Origin of the sequence: Nocardioides luteus (assembly GCF_015752315.1) — a bacterium.
In the GTDB taxonomy this organism is placed as follows: Bacteria; Actinomycetota; Actinomycetes; order Propionibacteriales; family Nocardioidaceae; genus Nocardioides.
Genome location: NZ_JADOVJ010000001.1, coordinates 4133542 through 4158841, shown reverse-complemented (window position 1 = coordinate 4158841; position 25300 = coordinate 4133542). Strand labels below are relative to the sequence as shown.

The following is a 25300-nucleotide window of genomic DNA, read 5'->3' as shown; positions in this document are numbered from 1 at the left end:
TGAGCGTCAAATCGATAACATCAACGTCATGAGCGCCAGCAAACCCCTCCCGAAGACCAAAGCCGGCAAGGACGCCGACTCGGCCCGCACCGGCGTACGCCGCAGCCTGGTCGAGCAGGAGATCTACGATCATGCCACCCGCCTGTTCGCGGAACGTGGGTTCGCCGGGACGAGCTTCCAGGACATCGCCGACGCTGTCGGCCTGACCCGGCCGGCGCTGTACCACTACGTGAGCAGCAAGGACGAGCTCCTCGCCAAGCTGGTCGCCGAGATCACCCAGGACTCCGCTACCGGCATCCAGGCGATCGCTGCTCGCGATGACATCGATGCCACTCGCAAGGTGCACGAGATCGTCGCCATGAGCGTGCGGCGTCAGGCTGAGAGCGCGGCGCGGTTCCAGCTCCTGATTCGCTCTGAGGCCGACCTGCCCGAAGGTGTCGCCGCCACGCACACGACTGGTCGCCGTGCCGTACTCAAGGCCATGGCCGGTGTCATCGAGGATGGCGTCGCGCAGGGTCTGTTCCGGCCCGTAGACCCGCGCGTGGCGGCGCTCGGGCTGCTGGGCATGAACAACTGGGTCGCCTGGTGGTATCAGCCCGACGAGCGCAATGACCTTGACCGGATCTGCGATCAGTTGGCCGACATGGCCGTGGCCTCGCTGATCAACCCTGACGGCAGCGCCCCCGCTCGCGCCGAGCCGCGAGACGTCCTGCGACTGATCCGCCGCGACCTCGATCGCCTGGAGGATCTGCTCGACGGCTGACCGGCCGCGACTCGTCCCTCCCTCAGGCCTCCGCGCGAGCGCGGGGGCCTGAGGTGTGTCTCGGAAGATCATCGTATTTACGTCTTCGTCAACGTATTGACGTTACTGTCGAATCGTTCTAGCGTCTGTGACAACGGACACAACGAAACGAGGATGCTCATGGCTTACGTCATCGGTGTCGACGTCGGCGGAACCTTCACGGACGCCGTGCTCGACGACGACGCAGGGAACATCGTCGCGGCGAAGGCGCCGTCGACACCGCCGGACTACTCCCAAGGCGTGATGGACGTGCTGGGAGTGCTGGCCGAGCAGCTCGGCATGCCGGTGGAGCGGATGCTGGCCGACACCCACCACATCGCACACGGCACGACGTCGTCACTGAACGCCCTGGTCATGGGCAATGTGCCGCCTGTCGGCTTCCTGACGACGGCGGGGCACCGCGACTCGATCTTCATCATGAACGTCGAGGGCCGCTACCTCGGCGGGTCACCCGACCAGCTCCAGAACGTCTTGGGCCAGAGCAAGGACCACGGCCTGCTGCCCAAGCGCCACGCACTGGAGGTCACCGAGCGCATCGACCGTGACGGCGCGGTCGTCGTTCCGCTGGACGAGGAGTCGGTGCGTATCTCGGTCCGCAAGCTTCTTGACGCAGGCGTCAAGGCGATCGCCGTGTCCCTGCTGTGGTCATTCAAGAACCCGGCCCACGAGCAGCGGATCCGCGAGATCGTCCACGAGATCGACCCGGACATGTTCGTCTCCCTCTCCTCCGAGGTGAGCCCGCGAATCCGCGAGTTCGCCCGCAGCTCCACCACGGTGATGAGCGCCCAGATCGGCCCCGGCCTGCGCGACTACCTCGGCTCTCTCGAGGGCCGGCTACGCGAGCACGGCCTGGTTGGTCCGCTCCTTGTCATGCAGAGCAACGGTGGCGCCATCGCCGCCGCCGAAGCACCCGCCACGGCCATCAGCACGGTGGGCTCTGTCCTCACCGGCGGGGTGGTCGGCGCCGTCTCGCTCGGCGAGCAGCTGGGACACAGCAACATCATCTCCACCGACGTCGGTGGCACGACGTTCCTCGTCGGCCTGGTCGTCGAGGGTGAACCGGTCCGGGCCAGCAGCACCATCATCAACCACCACCCGATCAACGTGCCGACCCTCGAGGTCCACGCCATCGGCTCCGGCGGTGGCGCGATCGCGTGGCTCGACAAAGGCGGCAACCTGCAGGTCGGACCGCGCAGCGCGCAGTCGGTGCCCGGACCTGCGTGCTACGACGCCGGAGGCACCGAACCGACCAACACCGACGCAAACCTCGTGCTCGGGATCCTCCCGGAGACGGGTCTGCTGGGTGGACGTAAGGCGCTCAACCTCGAGGCGGCGCGTGAAGCCATCCGTGTACAGATCGCCGAGCCCCTCGGCCTCAGTGTCGAGGACGCCGCCGCTGCGATCTACGCGATCCAGAACGCACAGACCGGCGACCTGCTTCGCAAGACCGTGGTCGAGACCGGCCACGACCCTCGCGACTTCGTCCTCTACGCATTCGGCGGGGCCGGCCCCGCCTACTGCGGCTTCTACGCCGCCGAGGTCGGCGTCAAGGAGTGCATCGTCCCGCTCGGCCCGGTTGCCTCTGCCTTCTCGGCCTACGGCCTCGCCTCCTCCGACATCGTGCTCGCCTCCGAGCTCTCGGACCCGGGCCAGATGCCGCTCGACCCGGCCAGAGCGCTGGAGAACTTTGCCACGCTGGAGGAACAGGTCCAGGCTGCACTGGAGCGGCAGGGCCTCGACTTCGAGCGTATCGAGCTCGTACGTTCCCTCGATCTGCGCTACACAGCGCAGCTCGCGGAGGTGGCCGTCGAGGTCCCATCCGGAACGCTCGACAGCGCGGCGATGGCCCAGGTGATGGGCGACTTCGAGCAGCGTTATGCCGAGCTCTTCGGTGAGGGCACCGGCTTCAGCGCCGCCGGCGTCCAGGCGATCACGTTCCGTGTTCGCGGCACCGGCGTACTGCCGTTCTCACCCGCCCTGCCGAAGGTGGAACCGGCCGCCGACCCCGATCCGTCCGTCGCGCTCCACGCGACCCGGAAGGTCTGCCTCGACCCCCGCCTGGGGTACGCCGACACCCCGGTCTACGACTACCGCAAGCTGCGCGCCGGCCACCAGATCGTCGGCCCGGCGATCATCGAGGTCCCCACGACCACCGTCGTCGTACCGCCGGAGATGACCGGCACCGTCGACCACCTCGGCAACCTGACCATCACCACCAGGAACTAGAGGAACTGACATGCCGATGCAGATTCCAGGCTCGGAGCACTTCTCCAGCCGTCCCACGAACCTCGACGAGATCTCGGCCGGACTGCCCGAGACCCTCGAGGTCCACACAGTCACGCAGGAGCAGATCGACGATCTCGACCCGCTGACCTACGAGGTCGTACGCCACCGGCTCTGGTCGGTCACCGAAGAGATGGGCGAGGCGCTCAAGCGCATGTCTGGCTCCCCGATCGTCACCGACGCCAACGACTTCGACTTCGCCATCTGCGACGAGCTCGGCCAAGAGGTACAGGTCGGCCTCTACAACACGATGCTCGCCGGAGCCGTCGACCTCGCGATCTACTGGACCCTGCGCAACCGGTCCCACAACCCCGGCATCCGCGAGGGCGACATGTTCCTCTGCAACGACCCGTGGGTCGGCGGCGGGCTGCACCAGAACGACGTGATCGTCTTCCAGCCGGTCTTCCACGAGGGCAAGCTCTTCGCCTGGACCAGCGCGATCTGCCACGAACCGGACCTCGGCGGCGTGGGACTTGGCTCGTTCAGCCCGGCCGCCCAGGACGTCTTCTCCGAGGCGCTCCCGACCCCGCCGGTCAAGGTGGTCAAGGACTTCGATCTCCAGGACGACGTCGTCGACGTGTGGATCCGCCGCTCGCGGGTGCCGATGCTGGTCAACCTCGACCTGCGCGCCAAGGTCGGCTCCAACACAGTCGGCCGCAAGCGGCTCGAGGAGGTCATCTCCCAGTACGGCGCCGACACCGTCAAGGCCGTGATGAAGCGGATGATGGCCGACGCCGAGGGTCGGCTGCGTACCAAGCTCAGCGACCTGCCCGACGGCACATGGGAGGCCACTGGCTACCAGGACCAGTCCCACGAGGGCGACCGCGGTGTCCACAAGATCACCGTGGCGATGACGAAGCGCGATGACCACCTGACCTTCGACTTCACCGGAACCGACCCGCAAGCAGGCATGATCAACTGCACCTACGCCGGCATGCGTGGCGGCGTGATGCTCGCCCTTCTCCCGATCCTCGCCAACGACATCCCGTGGTCGGCCGGCGGCCTGATGCGCTGCTTCGATCTGGTGTCGGAGGAGGGCACGATCAACAATGCGACTTACCCGGCCGCAGTCAGCCGTGGACCGATCGGGCCGGCGTGGCTGACCGGCACCCTGGTCGCCCAGTGCCTGTCCCAGATGCTCGACCGCTCCGCCGATCTCGGCAAGAGCGTCCAGGCAGCCTGCTGCGGTACCTGGGACACGGCAGTCGTCGCGGGTCTCGACGAGCGCGGTGAGGTACCGACGCCCTTCCTCAACGTGATGATGGAGCCGATGGCCGGTGGCTTCGGTGCCCGTCCCGAGGTGGACGGTATGGACACCGGCGGGCTGTTCTGCATCCCGATGGGCCGCATCCCCGACGTCGAGATGACCGAGTTCCTCTACCCACTGCTCACCCTGTGGCGCCGCGAGGAACCTGACTCCGGCGGCCCGGGCCGCCAGCGCGGGGGAGTGAGCGCATCGCTGGCTGTCACCCTGCACGGATCCTCGCAGCCGGCCGGTCTTGTACTCGCCTCGGCAGGCAAGGCCGTCTCGCAGAACAACGGCCTCGCGGGCGGCTATCCAGGCAACACCGGGCTGGACGCCATCGTCCGTCGAGCCGACGTCGGGCGGGCCCTCGCCGTCGGCCGCATCCCCCAGTCTCTGGAGGAGTTCGGCGGCGAGATGGAGATCGGGAACTGCTATGCCCAGTCATACCTCGCGCCCGGCGAAATCCTCTACATGAACTGGCAGGGCGGCGGCGGGTACGGCGATCCACTGCTGCGCGACCCACACGCAGTCCTCCACGACGTCATCGAGGACAAGGTCAGCTCCACCGCTGCTGCCACCGTCTACGGCGTCGTTCTCGCCGACGGCGTGATCGATCAAGAGGCGACCATCACCCGGCGAGTGGAACTGCGCGACGAGCGACGGAAGCGGTCGCGGACAGAACCCCGGGACCGCGGCACGCTCGACACGACGCGAGCGCGTCGCATCGACGACAACCTCGTCATCGACGGCGACACGGTTGGCTGCGCGCATTGCGGCCATGGCCTGGCCGACGTCACTCGCGACGTGTCGCTCGGCCTGGCGATCTATGACGGACCGTCAACCGACGCGGGCCCGCAGGTCACCTCAGATCCGGCGCACTACGTGGACGGCGCGATCGTCTTCCGCCAGCTCTGCTGCCCTGGTTGCTGGACTGCGATCACGTCGTCGATCGTCCCGGCCGACCACATCGATACGACCGGAGATGTCTCCCGCCTTGGAGTCAGGGGCAGTCTCGTGGCCACGCAGTAGGTGTCGCTGCGTCGCAACCCTGGCCGTGCGCGGTCGGGGTTGCGACGCCGTTCGTGGGCAGACGACACCGGCAGATCTGGAGGCCTAGCGGCAAAGGCACGAGTCGCGAGGTCCGGCTGGCGCCACCCCTTGCGCGCGGGGCCATCGCCGTCACCCGCCTTCGGGTGCGCGGCGTGGGCGGCGTACCTGGAGTGGATCGCCGACGCGGCTACGCGTCCCCGATCCCAGGTATCCGATGTTCGGATCGCCGACAAGGCGATTCCACGGTCACGAGTATCGCCGCTATGACCTATCCTCCGGGCCCTTCGATGCCGCCCCCCCCGGGCCACCTCCTGTTCCCGGGAAGCATCGAGGCAGGTTGGTCCTCATCCTCGTGGTTGTCTCTGTGTTCGTCATCGGCGCAGCCGGTGTTGGGATCTGGCGTGGTGTCGAGGCGATCATCGACTACAGGCAAGAAGCTGCGGCGGCCGCCGAGGTGAAGGCCAAGCAGGATGCCTGGAGGACATGCCAGAAGGAGATCGGCGACTTCGTAGACGCCGTCTATGCGATAGACAGCCAGCTCGACGTCGGTGTGACGAACGCTGAACTTCGAGAGGCGGCAGGCGATGCGGCCGTCGTGCGCGGAACGGTCCAGGTGTACGACCTGGCCGATGGCTGCCAAACCATCTACAACCTGGCCTCCGGCGCACTCGCCGTGTACGCCTCCACGGCGCAAGAGTGGAACGACTGCATCACCGATTGGTACTGCACTGTGAACACCGACGACTATCAGCTTCAGTGGGCTGATGCATCCAGCGACATCAACGCGGCCCGTTCCGGCCTCACCGGAGGGTACGACCCGGACGACCCAGACGCTGAACCCGCGTTTCCCGGACGGACCGAAACCGGGTCCGCGTAATCCGAGACACCGATCGGTTCTCACCAGCCTCGTGCTTAGACGCGCCGCAAAAGGCCGACTCGACGTTGAGCGGCGGGCTGCAGCCTGGTGTCAGTGCGTGCAAGGCTGGGGGAGTGTCCAACAGACTCGCCTCCGCGACCTCTCCGTACCTGCTGCAGCACGCTCAGAACCCGGTCGACTGGTGGGAGTGGGGACCCAATGCGTTCGAAGACGCGAGGCGCCGAGACGTGCCGATTCTGCTCTCGGTCGGCTACGCCGCCTGCCACTGGTGCCACGTGATGGCGCACGAGTCGTTCGAGGACGAGACGACGGCGGCGTACATGAACGAGCACTTCGTCAACATCAAGGTAGACCGGGAGGAGCGGCCGGATGTGGATGCGGTCTACATGGCGGCGACGACGGCGATGACCGGGTCGGGTGGGTGGCCGATGACGGTGGTGCTCGACCACGACGGCAACCCGTTCTTCGCGGGCACCTACTTCCCGGACATGCCGCGGCATGGGCAGCCGGCGTTCACGCAGGTGCTGCAGGCGCTCTCGGAGGCGTGGACGCAGCGGCGCTCGGAGATCGGGGCGGTCGCGGACAACGTACGTCAGCATCTGGCCAACATCTCCGGGGCGGCCGGGTCCGTGGGCGACTGGCAGGTGGACGTCGATGCCGTGGTCGAGACGCTGGCGGGGGAGTTCGATCCGATGGCGGGCGGGTTCGGGGGCGCGCCGAAGTTCCCGCCGTCGATGGTGCTGGAGTTCCTGCGGCGGGCGGCCGGGGCGCTCGGCGCCGACTCGCGGGTCTCGCACATGCTCTCGCGTACCGTCGCCGCGATGGCCGGTGGCGGGATCTACGACCAGGTCGGGGGAGGGTTCGCGCGCTACGCCGTCGACCGCGGCTGGGTCGTGCCCCACTTCGAGAAGATGCTCTACGACAACGCCCAGCTGATCGGGCTCTACGCCCGGCTCGGCACCGAGCTCGGCGATCGGGTCGCGCGGGAGAGCGCCGACTGGATGATCCGCGAGCTCGGCACCGCCGAGGGTGGGTTCGCCTCGGCGCTCGACGCCGACAGCGAGGGGGTCGAGGGCAAGTTCTACGTCTGGACCCCGGCCGAGCTCGTCGAGGTCCTCGGTGCCGAGGACGGTGCCTGGGCGGCGGAGGTCTTCGAGGTGACCGAGGCCGCCACCTTCGAGGAGGGGGCTTCGACCCTGCAGCTGCGTCACCGGCCCGACGACACCGAGCGGCTCGAGTCGGTCAAGGCGCGACTCCTGGCCGCGCGCGAGGAGCGAGTGCGCCCGGCGCGCGACGACAAGGTCGTCGCCGCCTGGAACGGGCTCGCGATCAGCGGGCTGGTCGACGCCGGGCTGCTGCTGGGCGAGCCGCGGTATATCGACGCTGCCGTTGCGGCGGCGGAGCTGCTGTGGCGGGTGCACGTCCAGGATGCTCGCCTCCTCCGCGTCAGCCGCGACGGCGTGGCCGGCGCGCACGCAGGCGTGCTGGAGGACTACGGCTGCGTCGCGTCGGGGTTCCTGAGCCTGACCCAGGCCACCGGCGACGCCACCTGGCTCGACCGGGCGACGAGCCTGCTCGACACCGCGCTGACCCACTTCCGCGCCGAGGACGGCGGCTTCTACGACACCGCCGACGACGCGGAGGCGCTGGTCACCCGGCCCCGGGACGCCTCCGACAACGCCAGCCCCGGCGGCACCAGTGCCATGGTCCATGCGCTCGTCACCGCTCACGCGCTCACCGGGGAGGGGCGCTACCGCACCGCCGCCGAGGAGGCGCTCGGCGCGACGAGCACGCTGATGACCAAGGCGCCCCGGTTCGCCGGCTGGTCGCTGGCCGCGGCGGCCGCGATGGCCGACGGTCCGCTGGAGATCGCGGTCGTCGGTCCGCCGGGGCCCGACCGCGACGCTCTCGAGGCGGCCGCCCGGCGCAAGCCGGGCGCGGTGGTGGTCGTCGCCGACGAGGCCCGCGAGGACATCCCGCTGCTGAGCAGCCGGACTCCCGTGGACGGGAAGGCCGCGGCGTACGTCTGCCGGGGTTTCGTCTGCGAGCGCCCGGTCACCACGGTGGAAGCGATGTCCTGAGCTTGTCGAAGGGAACTGGCGGAGACCCATACCTGATCGGGGCGAACTATGTGGTGATCCCCTATGTTGGCGACGGCGTAGAAGTGTAACTTCGGTCACATGACGGTCGATGTGATTGCGTTCCTGGAGCTGCTGGCCGGGGATGCCACGGAGGCCGAGTTCGAGGGACCGTCGCGGGCCGCGCGAGCGGCGGGGGCGACGGTCGAGGAGCAGGAGCGGATCGACCACGCCAAGCGCCTCGCGCTCCAGGTCAGAGCCACCCTCGAGGCACGCCGCAGGCGTGAGGGCGAGCTGGGCGCACTGTTCGAGTCGGCCAACGACCTGGCAATGCTGACCAATCTGGAGGCGGTGCTGCAGGCGATCGTGACCCGGGCGAAGCAGCTGCTGAACAGCGATGTCGCCTACCTGACCCTCAACGACGAGCGTCGCGGTGAGTACATGCGGGTGACCGAGGGGATCCTGACCGCGGCCTTCCGCTCGACGCGGATCCCCTTCGGCATCGGTCTCGGCGGCCTCGTCGCGCAGACCATGAAGCCCTACTCGACCGCCGACTACATCCCCGACGAGCGGTTCCGGCACGCCCCCGATATCGACGCCGCGGTCAGCGGCGAGGGCATCCGCGCGATCATCGGCGTGCCTCTCCTGCTCGGCAGCCAGGTCATCGGCGTGCTCTTCGCCGCCAACCGCACCGTACGTCCCTTCGGCGCCGAGGCGAGCGCGCTGCTCGTCTCGCTGGCGGCCCACGCCGCGATCGCCGTCGACAAGGCCCGGCTGCTGGAGGAGACCCGCGCCGCGGTCGCCGAGCTCGAGGTGACCACCCGTCAGCTGCAGGCGCGCAACGAGGTGGTCGAGCGCGCCGCCGACGCCCACGACCGGCTCACCCGGATCGTCGTCGAGGGTGGTGGCGTCGACGACGTCGTACGCAGCGTCGCCGAGGTCCTCGGCGCCCGGGTCGTCGTGCTCGACCTCGACGGCGAGACGATCGCGAGCAGCGCCCCGGACCAGCCGGTCTCCGACTACGAGGCGGCCGTGACCAGGCGGAGCCTCGACCTGAGCCGCACCGCGGGCAGCGGCGACGTCTACGCCACCCCGGTGCTCGCCGGCGCGGAGCAGCTCGGCTCGATGCTCCTCGGTCCGCGCGAGGTCGACCGCGACGACGGTGATCTGGACGACGGCGACCAGCGGATCCTGGAGCGCGCCGCGCTGGTGACGGCGCTGCTGCTGCTCTTCCGCCGCAGCGTGGCCGAGGCCGAGGGTCGGGTGCGGGGCGAGCTCCTCGACGAGCTCCTCTCGGGCACCACCCCGGACCCGGAGACGCTGCGCGAGCGCGGGCGCCTGCTGCAGGCGGACCTGTCCAGGCCCTACGCCGTGGTGGTCGCGAACGTCCCTGGCGACCGCGCGAGGGTCGGCCAGGCGGCGACCTTCGTCGCGGCCACCCACGACGGGTTCGCGGCGGTGCGGCAGGGGCAGGTCGTGCTGATCTTCCCCGACTGCGACGCCCGTGCCGCGGGCGAGCTGGTCGTCGAGGGGCTGCGGCTCTCGGCCGGCGCGCCGGTGACGGTCGGCGCGGCCGGGCCGGTGCCGGGGCCGCTGAGCAGCCCCGACGCGGTGGTGAAGGGCTATGACGAGGCTCGCCGATGCCTGGCGGCGGCGATGACCCTGGGCCGCGAGGGCGAGGTGGTCACCGCCGACGACCTGGGGTTCGTGGGGCTGCTGCTCGGCTCCGACGGCCACCCGGCGGCGTACGTCACCTCGCGGCTGGGTCCGGTGATCGACTACGACACCGCGAAGGGGTCGAAGCTGGTGGAGACCCTGCGGGCCTACTTCGCCGCCGACCGCAACCTCACCCGCACCGCCGCGGCGCTGCACGTCCACGTCAACACCGTCACCCAGCGCCTGGAGCGGGTCACCCGTCTGTTGGGCAAGGGCTGGCAGGCGCCGGAGCGCCAGCTCGAGGTGCAGCTGGCGCTCCGGCTCCATCAGCTGGTCGCCTAGGTTTCAGGAACGTCGACGGCTCAGCCCAGCGCGACGCGCCCTCGTCTGGACTGACTGGAGCGAGGGAGCGAAGCGACTGAGCGGAAGGAAGGAAGACGAGGGTTATCAGCGTCGCGCTCGCGACGCGGAGCGTCGCATCAGGTACAGGTGCCGGGCGGTGCCCCAGATGCCCCGACGGAACAGCAGCACCACGGTCACGAACACGGCCCCGGTGACGATCCCGATGCCGTCGAACCCGGACGAGGCCAGGTAGTCGGCGAGCATCACGATCAGCCCGGCGCCGATGACGCCGCCCCACAGCGTGCCGATGCCACCCAGCACCGTCATCAGCACGACCTCCCCGGAGGTGGCCCAGTGCAGCTCGGGCAGCGCGACGAACCCGTGCGAGACCGCGAAGACGCCGCCGGCGAGCCCGGAGAGCCCGGCCGAGAGCACGAAGACGATCAGCTTGTAGCGCTCCACGTCGTAGCCCAGCGCCCGGGCCCGTGGCGCGTTGTCGCGGATCGCGACGAGCACCCGCCCGAAGGGGGAGTGGACGATCCGCCAGGCGGCCCACATCCCGAGGAGGATGATCGGCAGCGCGGCGTAGTAGAAGAAGAACGAGTCGGTCTCGACCGCTTCGATCCCGAAGAACGACCGCGGCACGCCCTGGAGTCCGTTCTCACCGCCGGTGAGCGAGGAGGCCTGATTGGCGATGAAGAAGAGCATCTGCGCGAAGGCCAGGGTGACCATCGCGAAGTAGATCCCGGACCGCTTCACCGACAGGTAGCCGATCGGCACCGCCAGGACCATTGCGAAGAGCGCCCCGCCGAGCACCGCCACCGGGAACGGGACGCCGAGGTGGATGGCGATCAGTCCGGTCGCATAGGCCGACCCGCCCCAGAACGCGGCGTGACCGAAGGAGAGCAGCCCGCAGTAGCCCAGCAGCAGGTCGAGGGCCACCGCGAAGAGCGCCCAGGCGGCGATGTCCATCGCCACCGGCGGATAGACGAACCATGGCAGCCCGAGCGCCACCACCAGACCCACGGCCAGCAGCAACAGCCGCTGCCACGGCCGTGCTCCGGCGATCGCCGCGTGCTGTTCGCTGACGCTCGCGCCAGCGGTCGCGATCGACGCGGTGTCCTGAGCTTGTCGAAGGGTCATGCCGTCGCCTCCTCTCGACCGAAGAGCCCGGCCGGCCGGGCCAGGACGACCACGGCCATGAGCACGAAGATGAGCACCTGCGCGAACGTCGGTGCGTACGCCTGCCCGAACGCCTCCACCAGCCCGACCAGGAAGCCGCCGACGACGGCGCCGACGATCGAGCCGAGCCCGCCGATCACCACCACCGCGAACAGGATGATGATGAAGTCGCTGCCCATCTCGGCGGTGATCGCCCGGAACGGTGCGGCCAGGACTCCGGCCAGCCCGGCGAGCGCGACCCCGAAGCCGAAGACCGGCGTCACCCAGCGCCCGACGTTGATGCCGAGCGCACGGGCGAGCTCCGGCCGCTCGGTCGCGGCCCGCACGATCATCCCCACCCGCGTACGCGTCATCAGCAGCCAGACGCCGAGGCAGACCAGCAGCGCGACACCGATCACGAAGAGCTGGTAGACCGGCAGCCCGACGCCACCCACCTGCACCCGCCCGTCCAGTGCGGAGGGGCGTTCATAGGGCAACCCCGAGACCCCGTAGCGACGCTTGACCAGGTCGACCAGCAGCAGGGTCAGCCCGAAGGTGAGCAGCAGGTTGTAGAGCGGGTCGAGCGGCAGCAGCCACTGCACCAGCAGCCGCTCGACCAGCATCCCGAAGACCAGCATCAGCAGCGGCACCACGATCAGCGCCAGCCACAGGCTCATCCCGACGGTGTCCAGGAGCACCGCGGCTGCGACCGCTCCCAGCATGTAGAAGGCGCCGTGGGCGAAGTTGACCACGCCCAGCACCCCGAAGATGACCGCCAGCCCGAGCGCGGCCAGCGCGTAGAAGCTGCCGGCCGCGAGCCCTTGGACGGTGTACTGCAGAACCGCGTTCATACGAATCCCTCTAGACCTCGGGTACAGCTACATCGAGCAGCCGGACTCCGCCGCCGGGCGGAACGCCTCCTCGGCGGGGATGGTCTTGATGATCTCCTCGTAGTCCCAGTCCTCCTTGACGTCGGCCGGCCCCTTGACCCGGGCCAGGTAGACGTCGTGGATGACCCGGTGGTCCTCGGCGCGGATCTCACCGTTGCGCAGGAACATGTCCTCGACCTCCTTGCCCTCGAGCTCCGCGACGACCTTGTCGGCGTCGTCGGTGCCGGCCGCCTGGACCGCCTCCAGATACTGGGTGGCCGCCGAGTAGTTGCCCGCGTGGGCGTACGTCGGCCGGTCGCCGGTCTCCTCCATGAACCGGTCGGCCCACTCGCGGGACTCCTCGTCGAGGTTCCAGTACCAGGCGTCGGTGAAGATCGTGCCCTCGAACGCCTCGACGCCGAGCGAGTGGATGTCGGAGATGAACATCAGCCCGACGGCCAGGTCGATGCCCTGGTCCTTGAGGCCGGACTCGTTGTACTGCTTGACCAGGTTGATCAGGTCGCCGCCGGCGTGCATGGTGCCGATGACCTGCGGTTTCGCGGCTCCCGCCTTGGTGATGTACGTCGCGAAGTTGTCGTTCGGGAACGGCGTCGCGATCGTGCCAGCGACCTTGCCGCCGCCGGCCTCGATGGCGCCGGTGAAGGACTTCACCATGTCCTGGCCGAAGGCGTAGTCGGGGTAGATCAGCTGCCAGTTCTTGCCGCCCTCCTCGGTCACGACGGTGCCGGTGCCGTTGGCCAGCATCCAGGTGTCGTAGGCGTAGTGGAAGGTGTACTTGTTGCACTGCGCGCCGGTCAGCTCGGTCGTGGCCGCGCCGACGTTCATGTAGAGCTTCTTCTTGTTCTTGGCCTGCGTCGCGACGGCCAGCGCGGCCGAGGAGGTCGGCACGTCGAGGATCACGTCGGCGCCCTCGCGGTCGTAGAGCTCCTGGGCCTTGGTGTTGGCGATGTCCGGCTCGTTCTGGTGGTCGGCCGAGGTCACCTCGATGTCGTCGACGACGGCCTCGTCGCCGTACTTCTTCTTGTAGTCGTCGATCGCCATCTGGATCGCGATCTTCGAGTTGGGGCCGGAGACGTCCTTGTAGACACCGGAGGCGTCGTTGAGCAGGGCGAGGACCACCTTGTCGTCGGTGAAGTCGCCTCCGCCCGCGCTCGGTCCGCCGGCGCCGCAGCCTGCGGTGACCAGGACACCTGCCATCACCATCGAGGCGGTGGCAACTGTGCGTCGCTTGTTCATCGTGTCTCTCCTCGCGGGGGTTGGGACTGCGTTGTGCTGGGGCGGTACGTCAGATCCCGAGGTGTTCGAGCAGTTCGTCCTGACGTTCGACGAACTCGTCGTTGTCGAGGCTCTCGACCAGGCGGCCCTGGGCGAGCAGGTAGTGGCGGTCGGCGACGGTGGCGGCGAAACGTACGTTCTGCTCGATCAGGAGCACGCCGATCCCGGACTGCTTCGCGGTCCGCACGATGTCGCCGATCTGGGCGACGATGACGGGCGCGAGCCCCTCGGAGGGCTCGTCGAGCAGGAGCACCCGGGCGCCGGTGCGGAGCACACGGGCGACGGCGAGCATCTGCTGCTCGCCGCCCGAGAGCGTCGTCCCGCCGGCCCGGCGGCGGCTGCCGAGGGCCGGGAAGGCGTCGTAGACCTGCTCCAGCGTCCACGCCGACTCCGAGACGCGGGGCGGCAGCAGCAGGTTCTCCTCCACGCTCAGGTTGGCGAAGATGCCGCGGTCGTCCTGCACCCAGCCGAGCCCGGCGCGGGCACGCTTGTGCGCCGGCAGCGTGGTGATGTCGCGACCGTCGAGCCGGATCGATCCGGTCAGGTGCTTGTGCAGGCCCATCAGGCAGCGGACCAGGGTGGTCTTGCCGGCGCCGTTGCGGCCGACCAGGGTGACCACCTCGCCCTCGGCCACGCTCAGGGTGGCCTCGCGCAGCGCCTGCGCCTCGCCGTACCAGGCACTCAGATTCTCTGTCTCAAGCACAGGGACCTCCATCAAGCACTGTGGGCCTCCCCGAGGTAGGCGGTGATGACGCGCGGGTCGGCGCGCACCTCGTCGTAGGGCCCCTCGGCGAGCACCGAGCCCTGCTGCAGGACGGTGACCCGGTCGGCGAGGTGGGCGACGACGTGCATGTTGTGGTCGACGAAGACGACCGTGCGGCCGGCGGCGATGCGCCGGACGAGCTCGATGGTGCGGTCGACGTCCTCGATGCCCATCCCCGCCGTCGGCTCGTCGAGCAGGAGCAGCCGGGGCTCGACGGCGAGCACGAGCGCGAGCTCGAGCGCCCGCTTCTGGCCGTACGCCATCAGGCCGGTCGGCCTGTCGGCGAGCTCGGTCAGGCCGACCTCGGCCAGCAGCCGGTCGACCTCCTCGCGGCGCCGGCCCAGCAGCTTCTCCGAGCGCCAGAACCGCAGGCCCTGGTTGGTGAGCCCCTGGAGCGCGATCTCGACGTGCTCGCGCGGGGTGAGGTTCTCGAAGAGGCTGGTGATCTGGAAGGAGCGGGCCACCCCGTGCCGGGTGATCCGCTCCGGTGCCATCCCGGTGACGTCGTCACCGAAGACCCTGATCCGCCCGCTGGTCGGCTTGAGGAACCCGGTCAGCAGGTTGAACAGGGTCGTCTTGCCGGCGCCGTTGGGGCCGACGAGCGCGTGTACGGTGCCCTCGGCGACCTCGAGGTCGACAGAGCTGACCGCACGGAAGCCGCGGAAGTCCTTGGTGAGGCCCTCGGTCCGTAGAGCCCAGTCCTGGGTCGGTGTGGTGCTCGTCACAGGGGCGACGCTAGGGAAGTGGTGAGACGTACGCCATAGGGGTTCGGGACACACTGAGCGGGTCTGTTGTGTGGCATGGAGCCATGCCGAGCGGTCGAGGCCCGGCCACATCTCCGGCCGCGCAGTTGTGTGCGCAGTCCACATGGCGCACGTCACACCGCGTCGCGATCCTTGAGCCATGCCCCGCACCCTCGTACGCAGATTCCTGACCTTCGGCTCGTCGCTGGCTCTCGCCGCCGCGGCCCTGGTCGCCGGCCAGGTGCCCGCGAGCGCCGCACCGTCGGCGAGCACCACCGACTGCTCGGCGCTCGCCGGGCTGAGGATCCCCGCGCACCGCATCGGCCTGCCGACCACCGGGGCCGAGGTGACGGCGACGACCTCGATGCCGGCCTCCGGCACCGGCCCGACCGCGATCCCGGCCTACTGCCGCGCCGACATCGCGATCCATCCGGTCGACCCCGCAGCACCCGACATCCGGATGGGGCTGGCGCTGCCGGAGGGCTGGAACGGCAGGTCGATGATGTTCGGCGGTGGCGGTTACAACGGCACCGTCCCCAACCTCGCCCAGAACGTGCCCTTCGGCCCGGTCGACCGGCGCACCCCGCTCGGACGCGGCTACGCGACCTACGCCAGCGACTCCGGCCACCAGGCCGACACCACCCGCCACCCGATCGCCAGCCTGGACGGCTGGTTCGGCCAGAACGACGAGGCGCTGCGCAACTTCTCCGGCGACGCGCTCAAGAAGGTGCACGACACCGCCCGGTTCGTCATCACGAAGGCGTTCGGCCGCGGGCCCGGCACGACCTACTTCGCCGGCGGCTCGACCGGCGGGCGCGAGGCCCTCGCCGTCGCGCAGCGCTGGCCGCGCGACTTCGACGGCGTGATCTCGGCCTACCCCGCCTGGAACGCCGCCACCCTCGACCTCTTCTTCGGCCGGATCACCCACGAGTTCGCCAAGCCGGGTGCGTTCCCGTCGAAGGTCCAGCAGGACCTGGTCGCGCAACGGGTTCTCGCCGCCTGCGACGGTGGCGACGGGCTCGCGGACGGCGTCGTCTCCGACGAGGCCGGCTGTGACTTCGACCCGGAGACCCTGCTGTGCGGAGAGGGCGAGACGCCCGGCGCCACCTGTCTCTCCCGCGAGCAGGTCGACGCGGTCGTGGCCGCCGACAGCAGCTGGCGGCTGCCCTACCGGGTGGCCAGCGGGGAGTGGGGCTACCCCGGGTTCCCGCTGCTGTCAGGGGCGCGGATGTCCACCCCGATCCTCGGCTTCGGCACCACCGCACCGGCCGACCCGATGCCCGTCACCGCGGGCTACGGCATGCAGTTCTGGAACCAGTGGGCCAAGTACTTCATCGCCCGCGACCCGCAGATCAGCCCCTTCGCGATCGACCCGGCCGCCCCGGGGGAGTGGCAGCGCCGGATCAGCGAGCTCACCGCGCTCCAGGACGTCAACGACGCCGACCTACGCCCCTTCGCCCGCTCCGGCGGCAGGCTGATCCTGGTCCACGGTGCCGCCGACGAGCTGGTCAGCCACCGCTCCACGATCGACTACTACCAGCGGGTCCAGCGGGTGATGGGCAAGCGGGCCACCGAGGAGTTCTCGCGCTTCTACCTGGTGCCCGGCGCCAACCACGCCAACTTCGCCCCGGTCGCCTTCTCCGCCTCGTACGACTCCCTCACGGCGCTGCAGAAGTGGGCCGAGGACGGCGTCGCTCCGGACAGGCATCAGGTGGTCGCCGACGGCAACGTCGGGGCCAACCGCACGCGGCCCTTGTGCGAGTGGCCGACCTGGCCTGCGTACGTCGGGGGATCCGTCTCCGAGGCGAGCAGCTTCCGGTGCGGCATGTGACGGACTACACCCCCGACCTACCCAGTCCATCAGTCGAGATGGTTTCCTATCCCTCATGTCTGTTTGGCGAACCAAGTCCATCGAACAATCTCTCGCCGATGCCGACCACCCTGATTTCAAGCTCAAGAGACGGCTGACCGCCGTCGACCTGACCGTCTTCGGGATCGGCGTCATCATCGGAGCGGGAATCTTCACCCTGACCGGTCGGGCCGCGGCCCAGTACGCCGGTCCGGGTGTGGTCTTCTCCTTCGTCATCGCCGCGATCTGCTGTGGTCTGGCGGCGCTGTGCTACGCCGAGTTCGCCTCCAGCGTGCCGGTCTCGGGGTCGGCCTACACCTTCTCCTACGCCACCCTCGGCGAGATGCTCGCCTGGATCATCGGCTGGGACCTGATCCTGGAGATGGTGCTCGGTGCGTCCGTGGTCGCGCAGGGCTGGAGCAGCTACCTGGTGACGTTCCTCGAGGAGATCGGCCTCGGCTGGCCCGAGGGCTACGGCCCTGACGCCAACGCCGAGTTCGGCCAGCCCAACCTGGCCGCGCTGGTGCTCGTGATCGTCCTCGTCGGACTGATCGCGATCGGCATCAAGGAGTCGCTGCGGGTCAACCTCGCGCTCGTCGCCGTCAAGCTGTTCATCGTCCTGTTCGTCATCGTCGCCGGCATGTTCTACATCTCCGGCTCCAACTACGACCCGTTCGTCCCCGAGCGCGCCGGCTCCGTCAGCGGCGAGGGCATCCACCAGCCGCTGATCCAGTGGGCCTTCGGCCTCGAGCCGCAGACCTTCGGTGTCCTCGGCATCATCTCGGCCGCCTCGGTCGTCTTCTTCGCCTACATCGGCTTCGACGTGGTCGCCACGACCGCGGAGGAGGCCAACAACCCCCAGCGCGACCTGCCCCGCGGCATCATCGGCTCGCTGGTGATCTGCACGATCCTCTACGTCGCCGTCGCCCTGGTCATCACCGGCATGGTGAGGTACGACCAGATCGACCCCGAGGCGGCCCTCGCCACCGCGTTCCGTGACGTCGGCCGCGGCGGCTTCGCGACCCTGATCTCGGCAGGCGCCGTCGCCGGTCTGACCACCGTCGTGATGACGCTGATGATCGGCGCGATCCGGGTCATCTTCGCGATGAGCCGCGACGGTCTGTTCCCGGTGAAGTTCGCCCACGTCAACCCGAAGACCGGCACGCCGGTGCGGATCACCCTCACCGTCGGCGTCTTCGTCGCGATCGTGGCCACGTTCACCCCGATCGGCAAGCTCGAGGAGATGGTCAACATCGGCACTCTGACCGCGTTCGCGCTGGTCTCGATCGCCGTGCCGATCCTGCGCAAGCGTCGCCCGGACCTGCCGCGCGCCTTCAAGGTGCCGTTCAACCCGGTGCTGCCGATCGTGGCCGCGCTGATCTGCATCTACCTGACGCTCAACCTGAGCGTCGAGACCTGGCTGCGGTTCCTGATCTGGATGGCGATCGGCTTCGCGATCTACTTCGTCTACGGCTACCGCAACTCGCGTGTCGGCAAGGGCGGCGACGACAAGGCCGTCGAGCCCCTGCACATGTGACGCTCTGCCTGCCAGGAAGGGGCGCGCGGCCGGTGGCCGCGCGCCCCTTCTCAGCTCACCGCGTCCAGAAGGCGATCGCCGAGGTCGGAGCGCAGGTAGAGGACCGATCGGCCGTGCCGGGCCGAGGTGAGCAGGCCGGCCGCGCGCATCGCCCGCAGGTGCTGGTTGACGGCCGTGGTGGTGACCCCGAGACGTACGGCCAGCTCGGTCGAGGACGCCGGGGCCTCCAGCAGGGTGAGAAGCCCGGAGCGGGTCTCGCCGATGAGGTCGCGCAGCGCCCGCGGCGCCTGCGGCCGGTCGGTCGTCCAGAGGGTGCCGAGGCCGCGCGCGGGGTAGAACATGACCGGCGGCTCCTGCGGTGAGATCGGGGTCGACGGGTTGCGGGTGAACAGGGTGGGGACCACGGTGAGCCCGACCCCCGCGGTCGTACGCCGGTAGTCGACCTTCGAGGTGGTGAGCCGGATCGAGAGGACGTCGTCGGCCAGGGAGACCCGCGGCGAGATGTCGGCGAACATCGCGGCCATGCCGGAGTGGACGATCGTGCGCCCGCGGTAGACGATGTCGGCCTCCAGCACCGCGCGCATCCGCTGCCAGTGCGGCTCGAAGCAGGCGTCCCAGTAGCCGCGGAGCGCGGTGAGGACGCGGCGCAGCACCTCCTGCGGGCGCCCGGCGAGGACTGCCGGCGGACCGTCGTCGAAGTGGACGGCGGCGAGGTCGGCACGTACGCGGTCCGGCGGCGTCGCCGCGACGACCTCGAGCTCGTCCTCGAGCCGCGCGAGCGGCGTGCGCGGTCGCGGGTTGAGGAAGTCCGGCGTCCAGAGCCGGTCGTTGGTCAGCGCCAGCAGGGTCTCGCGGTCCAGGTCGGCGGTGCCGACCGAGCGGAGCCAGGGCAGGTGGAGCGGGAAGCGGCCGGGGTCGCGCAGCGCGCGCAGCGAGAGGGTGAGCTCGTTGAGCGGCGAGATGGCGAACCTGACCTCGCTCAGGTCGGGACCGGCCAGCTCGTACCTGATCATGAAGCAATACGCTACATCGTTAACGTTCCACGGTCGCCAGGTGCGAGAACTGCCTCATGATCCGACCTCCCAGCGACCCGGTCGAGCGCCCGCTCGTCGGCGCCGTCGCCGCCCTCTCGCTCGCCCGCGGGATGTTCTTCGCCGTCAGCGCGCTCTACTTCACCCGCACGATCGGGCTCTCGGCGGTGACCGTCGGTGTCGGCCTGACCGTCGCCGGCGCGGTCGGCGTCGTGGCCACGTACGCAGGTGGGCGGCTCAGCGACCGATGGGGCGCCGACCGGGTCCAGCTGGTGGCGATGACGAGCTACGGGATCGCTCTGCTGGCCTACGCCCTGGCGCGGGACGTGGTCGCGTTCGTGCTGGTCGCGACCTGGGTCTCGGCCTCGCGGGGCTTCCAGTCGAGCGCGCAGTCGACGCTGGTCGCGCGCTGGTTCGACGGTCCCGAGCGGGTGGCCGTACGCGCCCGGCTGCGGGTGGTGATGAACGTGATGATCGGGGTCGGGACGCTGCTCGCAGCGGTGGCGCTGGCCGTGGACACCGGGGCGGCCTACCGCGCCACCATGGTGCTCGTCGGGGCGCTCACCACCCTCGCGGCGGTGCCGCTCGTCGGGCTCAGGCGCCGGGTCGCCGGGCTGGGCGAGACGATGGACGCCGGCTCCGGCCCGACGGTGGCCAAGGGACCCTCGCCGCTGCGCGACCGCACCTACGTGACCGCGACCGTGCTCAGCGGGGTGATGGCGATCCACTTCGGGGTGACCTCGATCGGGGTGCCGCTGTGGGTGGCCGACCACACCGACGCACCGACCGTCCTGGTCTCGCTGCTCCTCGTGGTGAACACCGTCTACGTGGCGCTCTTCCAGGTCCGGGCCTCGCGTGGCACCCACGACATCGCCACGGCCGGGCGGGCCGTGCGTGGTGCGGGGTTCCTGCTGCTGGCGGCCTGCGTCCTCTTCGCCGCGGCGGCCTACGCCGGCCCCGTGGTCGCCACCGTGCTCCTGCTGTCGGCCGCGCTCGCCTCCTCGGCCGCCGAGACCCGTGGCGAGGCGGGCAGCTGGGGGCTGGCCTTCGAGCTGGCCGATCAGCAGCGGGCCGGTGCGTACCAGGGCGTGAGCCAGATGGGCTACGCGCTCGCCCACATGCTCGCGCCGCTGGTGGTGACCGCCACCGCGATCGACCACGGCACCGGCGGGTGGATGGCGCTCGGTGCGCTCTTCGCCGTCACCGGCGTCCTCACCGCCGTGCTCGCCCGGCACGCCGCCGCGGCGCGCGCCCGGGGCGTGCCTCAGCGCAGCGAGTACGTCGCCAGCGAGACGCCGGTGTAGTGGACGATGAACGCCAGGATCGTGAAGGTGTGGAAGACCTCGTGGAAGCCGAACCACTGCGGCCACGGGTTGGGCCGCTTGAAGCCGTAGATCACGCCGCCAGCGGTGTAGAGCGCCCCGCCCACGCAGATCAGCGTGAAGGTGGCGATCCCGATGCCGACGCCGAGGGCGACGGCGCCGGAGAAGAAGGACGGGATGAAGAAGATCGCGGCCCAGCCGAGCGCGATGTAGTTCGGGACGTACAGCCAGCGGGGGGCCTCGGGCCAGAACACCCGGAAGAAGACGCCCAGGATCGCTCCGGTCCAGACCACCGACAGCAGCACGATCTGGGTGGTGCCCTCGAGGAGCAGCAGCGAGAACGGGGTGTAGGAGCCCGCGATCATCAGCATGATGTTGGCGTGGTCCCAGCGCTTCAGGATGGTGTGGGCGCGGGCGCTCCACTTACCCATCGCGTTGCCGCGGTGGTAGACGGCGGAGACCGTGAAGAGCAGCAGCGCGGCCATGGTGAACACCGCCGCGCCGAGCCGTGGCGCGCCCGACGGAGCGAGCACGATCAGCACGATCCCGGCGGCGAGGGTGAGCGGTGCGCTGGCCAGGTGGATCCAGCCGCGCAGCTTGGGGAGGGCCTCGTGAACGGTCGAGGAGACCGAGTCGGTGATCGTGCCGACCTTGAGGCGCATCGCGTCCGTCATCTCACTCATGAAGCGTTAGGTTATCGGTCGACCCTGAAGATCCGGTGAATCCCGTCCCGCTGGGTGATGTTCGGCAGAGATCGTGCGGGTGGCGGCGCCGTCGCGAGCGTCGCGAGACGGGTGTGCTGGCAAGGCGGAGCCTCGAAGGCGGTCTGGTTGCACCGTCGAGAGGCGACAACGCAGCCAGCGCGCCCGTATCGCGGCGCGCAGCAGGTGCCGCTACCCGCGCGATCTCGTGCGCCGATACCCTTCTCCCGTGGCAGACTGGAAGGACGGCGTACGTCGAATTCTGTATCCCGCCTACGAGGCGCGGATGCTGCGCAAGCTCGACGTCTCCAAGCTTCCCAAGCACGTCGGGGTGATGCTCGACGGCAACCGCCGCTGGGCCAAGGAGGTCGGCCAGTCGACCGCCCACGGCCACCGTGCCGGCGCGGCCAACATCGAGCCGCTGCTGACTTGGTGCGACGAGATCGGCATCGAGGTGGTCACCCTGTGGCTGCTCTCCACCGACAACCTCAACCGGCCCGCCGAGGAGCTCGCCCCGCTCCTCGAGATCATCGCCGACGCGGTCGACTCGCTGGCCGACGAACGCCGCTGGCGGCTGCACCCGGTCGGTGCGCTGGATCTGCTGCCCGACTGGCTCGCCCACCGGCTCAAGGCCGCCGAGGAGGCGACCCGCGACGTCGACGGGATGCTGGTCAACGTCGCCGTCGGCTACGGCGGCCGCCGCGAGATCGCCGATGCCGTACGCGCCCTCCTCAACGAGCACGCCAGCCGCGGCACCTCGCTGGAGGAGCTCGCCCAGATCATCGACGTCGAGCACATCGCCGACCACCTCTACACCAAGGGCCAGCCCGACCCCGACCTGGTGATCCGTACGTCGGGGGAGCAGCGCCTGGGCGGGTTCCTGCTCTGGCAGAGCGCGAAGTCGGAGTTCTACTTCTGCGAGGCCTACTGGCCCGACTTCCGGCGTACGGACTTCCTGCGGGCCCTGCGCGCCTACGCCCACCGGGAGCGTCGCCTCGGCAGGTGACCTGAATCGTCTGCGATTGCTTCGCAGTTCGCGAGCGCTTCGAGGGACGCTCAGCGCTGACCGCTGGGTGGAACAAACCGGTGGTGTCACCAGGTGTTCACAAAGAAAAATCGTTCGTGTTGCCACGGACCGTTGGTGCGGCGTCGTAGCGTTGTACCAACGGCGGGGAACAAATTCCCGTCGCACCTGGAGGCCCGTTACGTGAGTAGTCACGAACCGAACCTGCGTCAGGATCACATCGATCCTGACGGGTGTGAGGCGGTCGGCACCCCGACTGACGGTCCACCGTCCGGTCCATCTGATTGACGATGAAATGGCCGGACTCATGGGTGTATGAGCCGGTCGCGAGAGGTGATCCGCGTGGCCAACCGAACCACGAACGAGCATGTCACCGAGGCCGACACGTCGGCCGCTCCGACACCGGCGTCGGAGTCTTCTCCGGAGAGCGAGTCACCGCACCCGCGGACGTTCGTTCTCGACACCAGCGTCCTGCTCTCGGATCCGAAGGCCATGACGCGCTTCGCCGAGCACCAGGTCGTGCTCCCGGTGGTGGTGATCACCGAGCTGGAGGGGAAGCGGCACCACCCGGAGCTGGGCTACTTCGCCCGCTCCGCGCTCCGGCAGCTTGACGGGCTGCGGGTCACCCACGGACGCCTCGACACGGCGGTCCCGGTCGGCGAGGAGGGCGGCACGATCCGTGTCGAGCTCAACCACACCGACCCGTCCTCGCTGCCGAGCGGATTCCGGCTCGGGGACAACGACACCCGGATCCTCGCGGTCGCGCGCAACCTCCAGGGCGACGGGCTCGACGTCACCCTGGTCTCCAAGGACCTGCCGATGCGGATCAAGGCGTCCGCGGTCGGGCTCAAGGCCGAGGACTACCGCGGCGAGCGGATCAACGACTCCGACCCCGGCTACTCGGGGATGGCCGAGCTGGACGTCACCGCCGCTGACCTCGACGAGCTCTACGACGACGGGGTGCTCGACCTCGACGCGGCCCGCGACCTGCCCTGCCACACCGGCCTGGTGCTGATGTCGGACCGGGGCACCGCGCTGGGCCGGGTCGGCTCGGACAAGCAGGTCCACCTCGTCCGCGGTGACCGAGAGGTCTTCGGGATCCACGGCCGCTCCGCGGAGCAGCGGATCGCCCTCGAGATGCTGCTCGACCCCGAGGTCGGCATCGTCTCCCTCGGTGGCCGGGCCGGCACCGGGAAGTCCGCGCTCGCCCTCTGCGCGGGGCTCGAGGCGGTGATGGAGCGCAACCAGCACAAGAAGGTGGTCATCTTCCGTCCGCTGTTCGCCGTCGGCGGCCAGGAGCTGGGCTACCTGCCCGGCACCGAGAACGAGAAGATGTCGCCGTGGGGCCAGGCGGTCTTCGACACCCTTTCCGCGGTGACCACGCAGGACGTGATCGACGAGATCATCGACCGCGGCATGCTGGAGGTGCTGCCGCTGACCCACATCCGCGGCCGGTCGCTGCACGACTCGTTCGTCATCGTCGACGAGGCGCAGTCGCTGGAGCGCAACGTGCTCCTCACGGTGCTCTCCCGGATCGGTGCCAACTCGAAGGTCGTGCTCACCCACGACGTCGCCCAGCGCGACAACCTCCGGGTCGGCCGTCACGACGGTGTCGTCGCGGTGATCGAGAAGCTGAAGGGCCACCCGCTCTTCTCGCACGTGACCCTCACCCGCTCCGAGCGTTCGCCGATCGCGGCGCTCGTCACCGAGATGCTGGAGAACGTCGTCCCGTGACGCCGTAATCATTGTCACGTCAACGGCCCCAGACCCGTGAGGTCTGGGGCCGTTGTGATTCCTGTGACTCATGTTACGAAAGTGATGCTCAGGACGGTCATTTCTGACCTACAAACGGTGCGTCCGGTTTGATACGGGCACGGCGCTCATGCATTGTTTGCGGGTCTGTAATGCCTCAGCCCCCGAATGAGAGCCCGTGACCAAGCCTGTTCATCGTGCCCCGCGACATCGCGGTGCGCCAGCGAATCCGCTTGTCGACGTTCCGCACAAGGCTGCGCGTACGACCGCCAAGACAACCCTCCTCCTCTCCGTCCTCGCCCTCGGCGGGACCGGCGCCGCAGTCGCCGGTGGGGTGGCCTACACCGGCCCCGCCACCGACGACCCGACGCTGAGCGCGGGTGAGGCAGCCGGCATCCCCGAGCTGACCGACGCCCAGCGCGCCGCGATCGAGGCCGAGTCCGCCGCCCGCGGCAGCGAGACGACGCTGTCGCGTTCGGCCGGTGACCGCCGTGAGGTCGCCGACCCGGGCAAGCAGGCCGCGCTGTCGGCCGGCAACGAGGTCCGCGCCATCGCCGGCGTCGAGGAGATCGAGATCGATCTCCGCAACCCCAAGGACATCGCCAAGTCGATGCTCGGCGACTTCGGCTGGGGCATGGACCAGTTCTCCTGCCTCGAGCCGCTGTGGGAGAAGGAGTCGGGCTGGAACCCGACCGCCGCTAACCCCTCCTCCAGCGCCTACGGCATCCCGCAGGCCCTCCCGGGCTCCAAGATGGCCTCGGCCGGAGACGACTGGGAGACCAACCCCGCCACCCAGATCGAGTGGGGCCTCGGCTACATCAACGACCGCTACGGCTCCCCGTGCGGCGCCTGGAGCCACTCCCAGTCCGTCGGGTGGTACTGAGCTTTTTGCGATTGCTTCGCAATTCGCGCAGCACC

General features: G+C 69.5%; 19 protein-coding genes. 12 read left to right on the top strand and 7 right to left on the bottom strand.

Annotated features, from left to right (window positions below; translation table 11 throughout):
• The first annotated feature begins 28 nt into the window (after positions 1–28).
• From HD557_RS20010 to HD557_RS19985, 6 genes are all read left to right on the top strand, one after another.
• Positions 29–763: a TetR/AcrR family transcriptional regulator gene (locus HD557_RS20010; RefSeq protein WP_196875168.1), complete on the top strand. Its 735-nt coding sequence runs from the start codon at positions 29–31 to the stop codon at positions 761–763.
• 159 nt (positions 764–922) lie between these two features.
• Positions 923–3028, top strand: coding sequence for a hydantoinase/oxoprolinase family protein (locus tag HD557_RS20005; RefSeq protein ID WP_196875167.1), 2106 nt, complete (start codon positions 923–925; stop codon positions 3026–3028).
• Between the two features lie 10 nt (positions 3029–3038).
• Entirely contained in the window at positions 3039–5360 is a 2322-nt protein-coding gene (locus HD557_RS20000) for a hydantoinase B/oxoprolinase family protein (RefSeq protein WP_196875166.1), read from the top strand.
• Positions 5361–5745: 385 nt separating this feature from the next.
• Positions 5746–6258, top strand: coding sequence for a hypothetical protein (locus HD557_RS19995; RefSeq protein ID WP_231380375.1), 513 nt, complete (start codon positions 5746–5748; stop codon positions 6256–6258).
• A 113-nt stretch (positions 6259–6371) separates the two neighbouring features.
• A complete protein-coding gene (locus HD557_RS19990) occupies positions 6372–8339 on the top strand; it encodes a thioredoxin domain-containing protein (protein ID WP_196875164.1) in 1968 nt (655 codons plus the stop codon).
• 99 nt (positions 8340–8438) lie between these two features.
• Positions 8439–10334 (top strand): helix-turn-helix domain-containing protein, encoded by a 1896-nt coding sequence (locus HD557_RS19985; RefSeq protein ID WP_196875163.1) that lies wholly within the window; start codon positions 8439–8441, stop codon positions 10332–10334.
• 105 nt (positions 10335–10439) lie between these two features.
• Here the strand turns inward: HD557_RS19985 and HD557_RS19980 are convergent, their stop codons facing one another.
• From HD557_RS19980 to HD557_RS19960, 5 genes are read right to left on the bottom strand one after another with little or no spacing between them, the layout of a single operon-like run.
• Positions 10440–11477, bottom strand: coding sequence for a branched-chain amino acid ABC transporter permease (locus HD557_RS19980; protein WP_196875162.1), 1038 nt, complete (start codon positions 11475–11477; stop codon positions 10440–10442).
• Positions 11474–12346 (bottom strand): branched-chain amino acid ABC transporter permease, encoded by an 873-nt coding sequence (locus HD557_RS19975; protein WP_008359052.1) that lies wholly within the window; start codon positions 12344–12346, stop codon positions 11474–11476. The genes HD557_RS19980 and HD557_RS19975 overlap by 4 nt, the downstream gene beginning before the upstream one ends.
• 27 nt (positions 12347–12373) lie before the next feature.
• Positions 12374–13621, bottom strand: coding sequence for an ABC transporter substrate-binding protein (locus tag HD557_RS19970; RefSeq protein ID WP_196875161.1), 1248 nt, complete (start codon positions 13619–13621; stop codon positions 12374–12376).
• Positions 13622–13670: 49 nt separating this feature from the next.
• Positions 13671–14363 carry an ABC transporter ATP-binding protein gene (locus tag HD557_RS19965; protein WP_040755299.1) on the bottom strand — a complete coding sequence of 231 codons (693 nt, stop codon included), beginning with the start codon at positions 14361–14363 and terminating at the stop codon, positions 13671–13673.
• Positions 14364–14374: 11 nt separating this feature from the next.
• A complete protein-coding gene (locus tag HD557_RS19960; protein ID WP_040755298.1) occupies positions 14375–15148 on the bottom strand; it encodes an ABC transporter ATP-binding protein in 774 nt (257 codons plus the stop codon).
• A gap of 178 nt (positions 15149–15326) precedes the next feature.
• On the opposite strand from HD557_RS19960, the gene HD557_RS19955 reads away from it, so the two are divergent.
• Both HD557_RS19955 and HD557_RS19950 read left to right on the top strand, forming a co-directional pair.
• Positions 15327–16997: a tannase/feruloyl esterase family alpha/beta hydrolase gene (locus tag HD557_RS19955; RefSeq protein WP_008359044.1), complete on the top strand. Its 1671-nt coding sequence runs from the start codon at positions 15327–15329 to the stop codon at positions 16995–16997.
• Positions 16998–17052: 55 nt separating this feature from the next.
• Positions 17053–18552, top strand: a complete 1500-nt coding sequence (locus tag HD557_RS19950) for an amino acid permease (protein ID WP_196875160.1) — start codon at positions 17053–17055, stop codon at positions 18550–18552.
• A 50-nt stretch (positions 18553–18602) separates the two neighbouring features.
• On the opposite strand, the gene HD557_RS19945 is transcribed toward HD557_RS19950, so the two are convergent.
• The gene (locus HD557_RS19945; protein ID WP_196875159.1) at positions 18603–19565 is read right to left on the bottom strand and encodes an ArsR/SmtB family transcription factor; all 963 of its coding nucleotides are present in this window, start codon (positions 19563–19565) and stop codon (positions 18603–18605) included.
• 56 nt (positions 19566–19621) lie between these two features.
• On the opposite strand from HD557_RS19945, the gene HD557_RS19940 reads away from it, so the two are divergent.
• Positions 19622–20887, top strand: a complete 1266-nt coding sequence (locus HD557_RS19940; protein ID WP_196875158.1) for an MFS transporter — start codon at positions 19622–19624, stop codon at positions 20885–20887.
• On the opposite strand, the gene trhA is transcribed toward HD557_RS19940, so the two are convergent.
• Positions 20848–21588 (bottom strand): PAQR family membrane homeostasis protein TrhA, encoded by a 741-nt coding sequence (gene trhA, locus HD557_RS19935; protein WP_196875157.1) that lies wholly within the window; start codon positions 21586–21588, stop codon positions 20848–20850. The genes HD557_RS19940 and trhA overlap by 40 nt on opposite strands.
• 247 nt (positions 21589–21835) lie before the next feature.
• Here trhA and HD557_RS19930 point away from each other — a divergent pair, with 247 nt between their 5' ends.
• The 3 genes from HD557_RS19930 (at position 21836) to HD557_RS19920 (ending at position 25265) form a co-directional block, all read left to right on the top strand.
• Positions 21836–22612, top strand: coding sequence for an isoprenyl transferase (locus tag HD557_RS19930; protein ID WP_008359034.1), 777 nt, complete (start codon positions 21836–21838; stop codon positions 22610–22612).
• A 360-nt stretch (positions 22613–22972) separates the two neighbouring features.
• The gene (locus HD557_RS19925) at positions 22973–24364 is read left to right on the top strand and encodes a PhoH family protein (protein ID WP_008359032.1); all 1392 of its coding nucleotides are present in this window, start codon (positions 22973–22975) and stop codon (positions 24362–24364) included.
• Between the two features lie 196 nt (positions 24365–24560).
• A complete protein-coding gene (locus HD557_RS19920) occupies positions 24561–25265 on the top strand; it encodes a lytic transglycosylase domain-containing protein (protein ID WP_196875155.1) in 705 nt (234 codons plus the stop codon).
• Positions 25266–25300 lie beyond the last annotated feature (35 nt).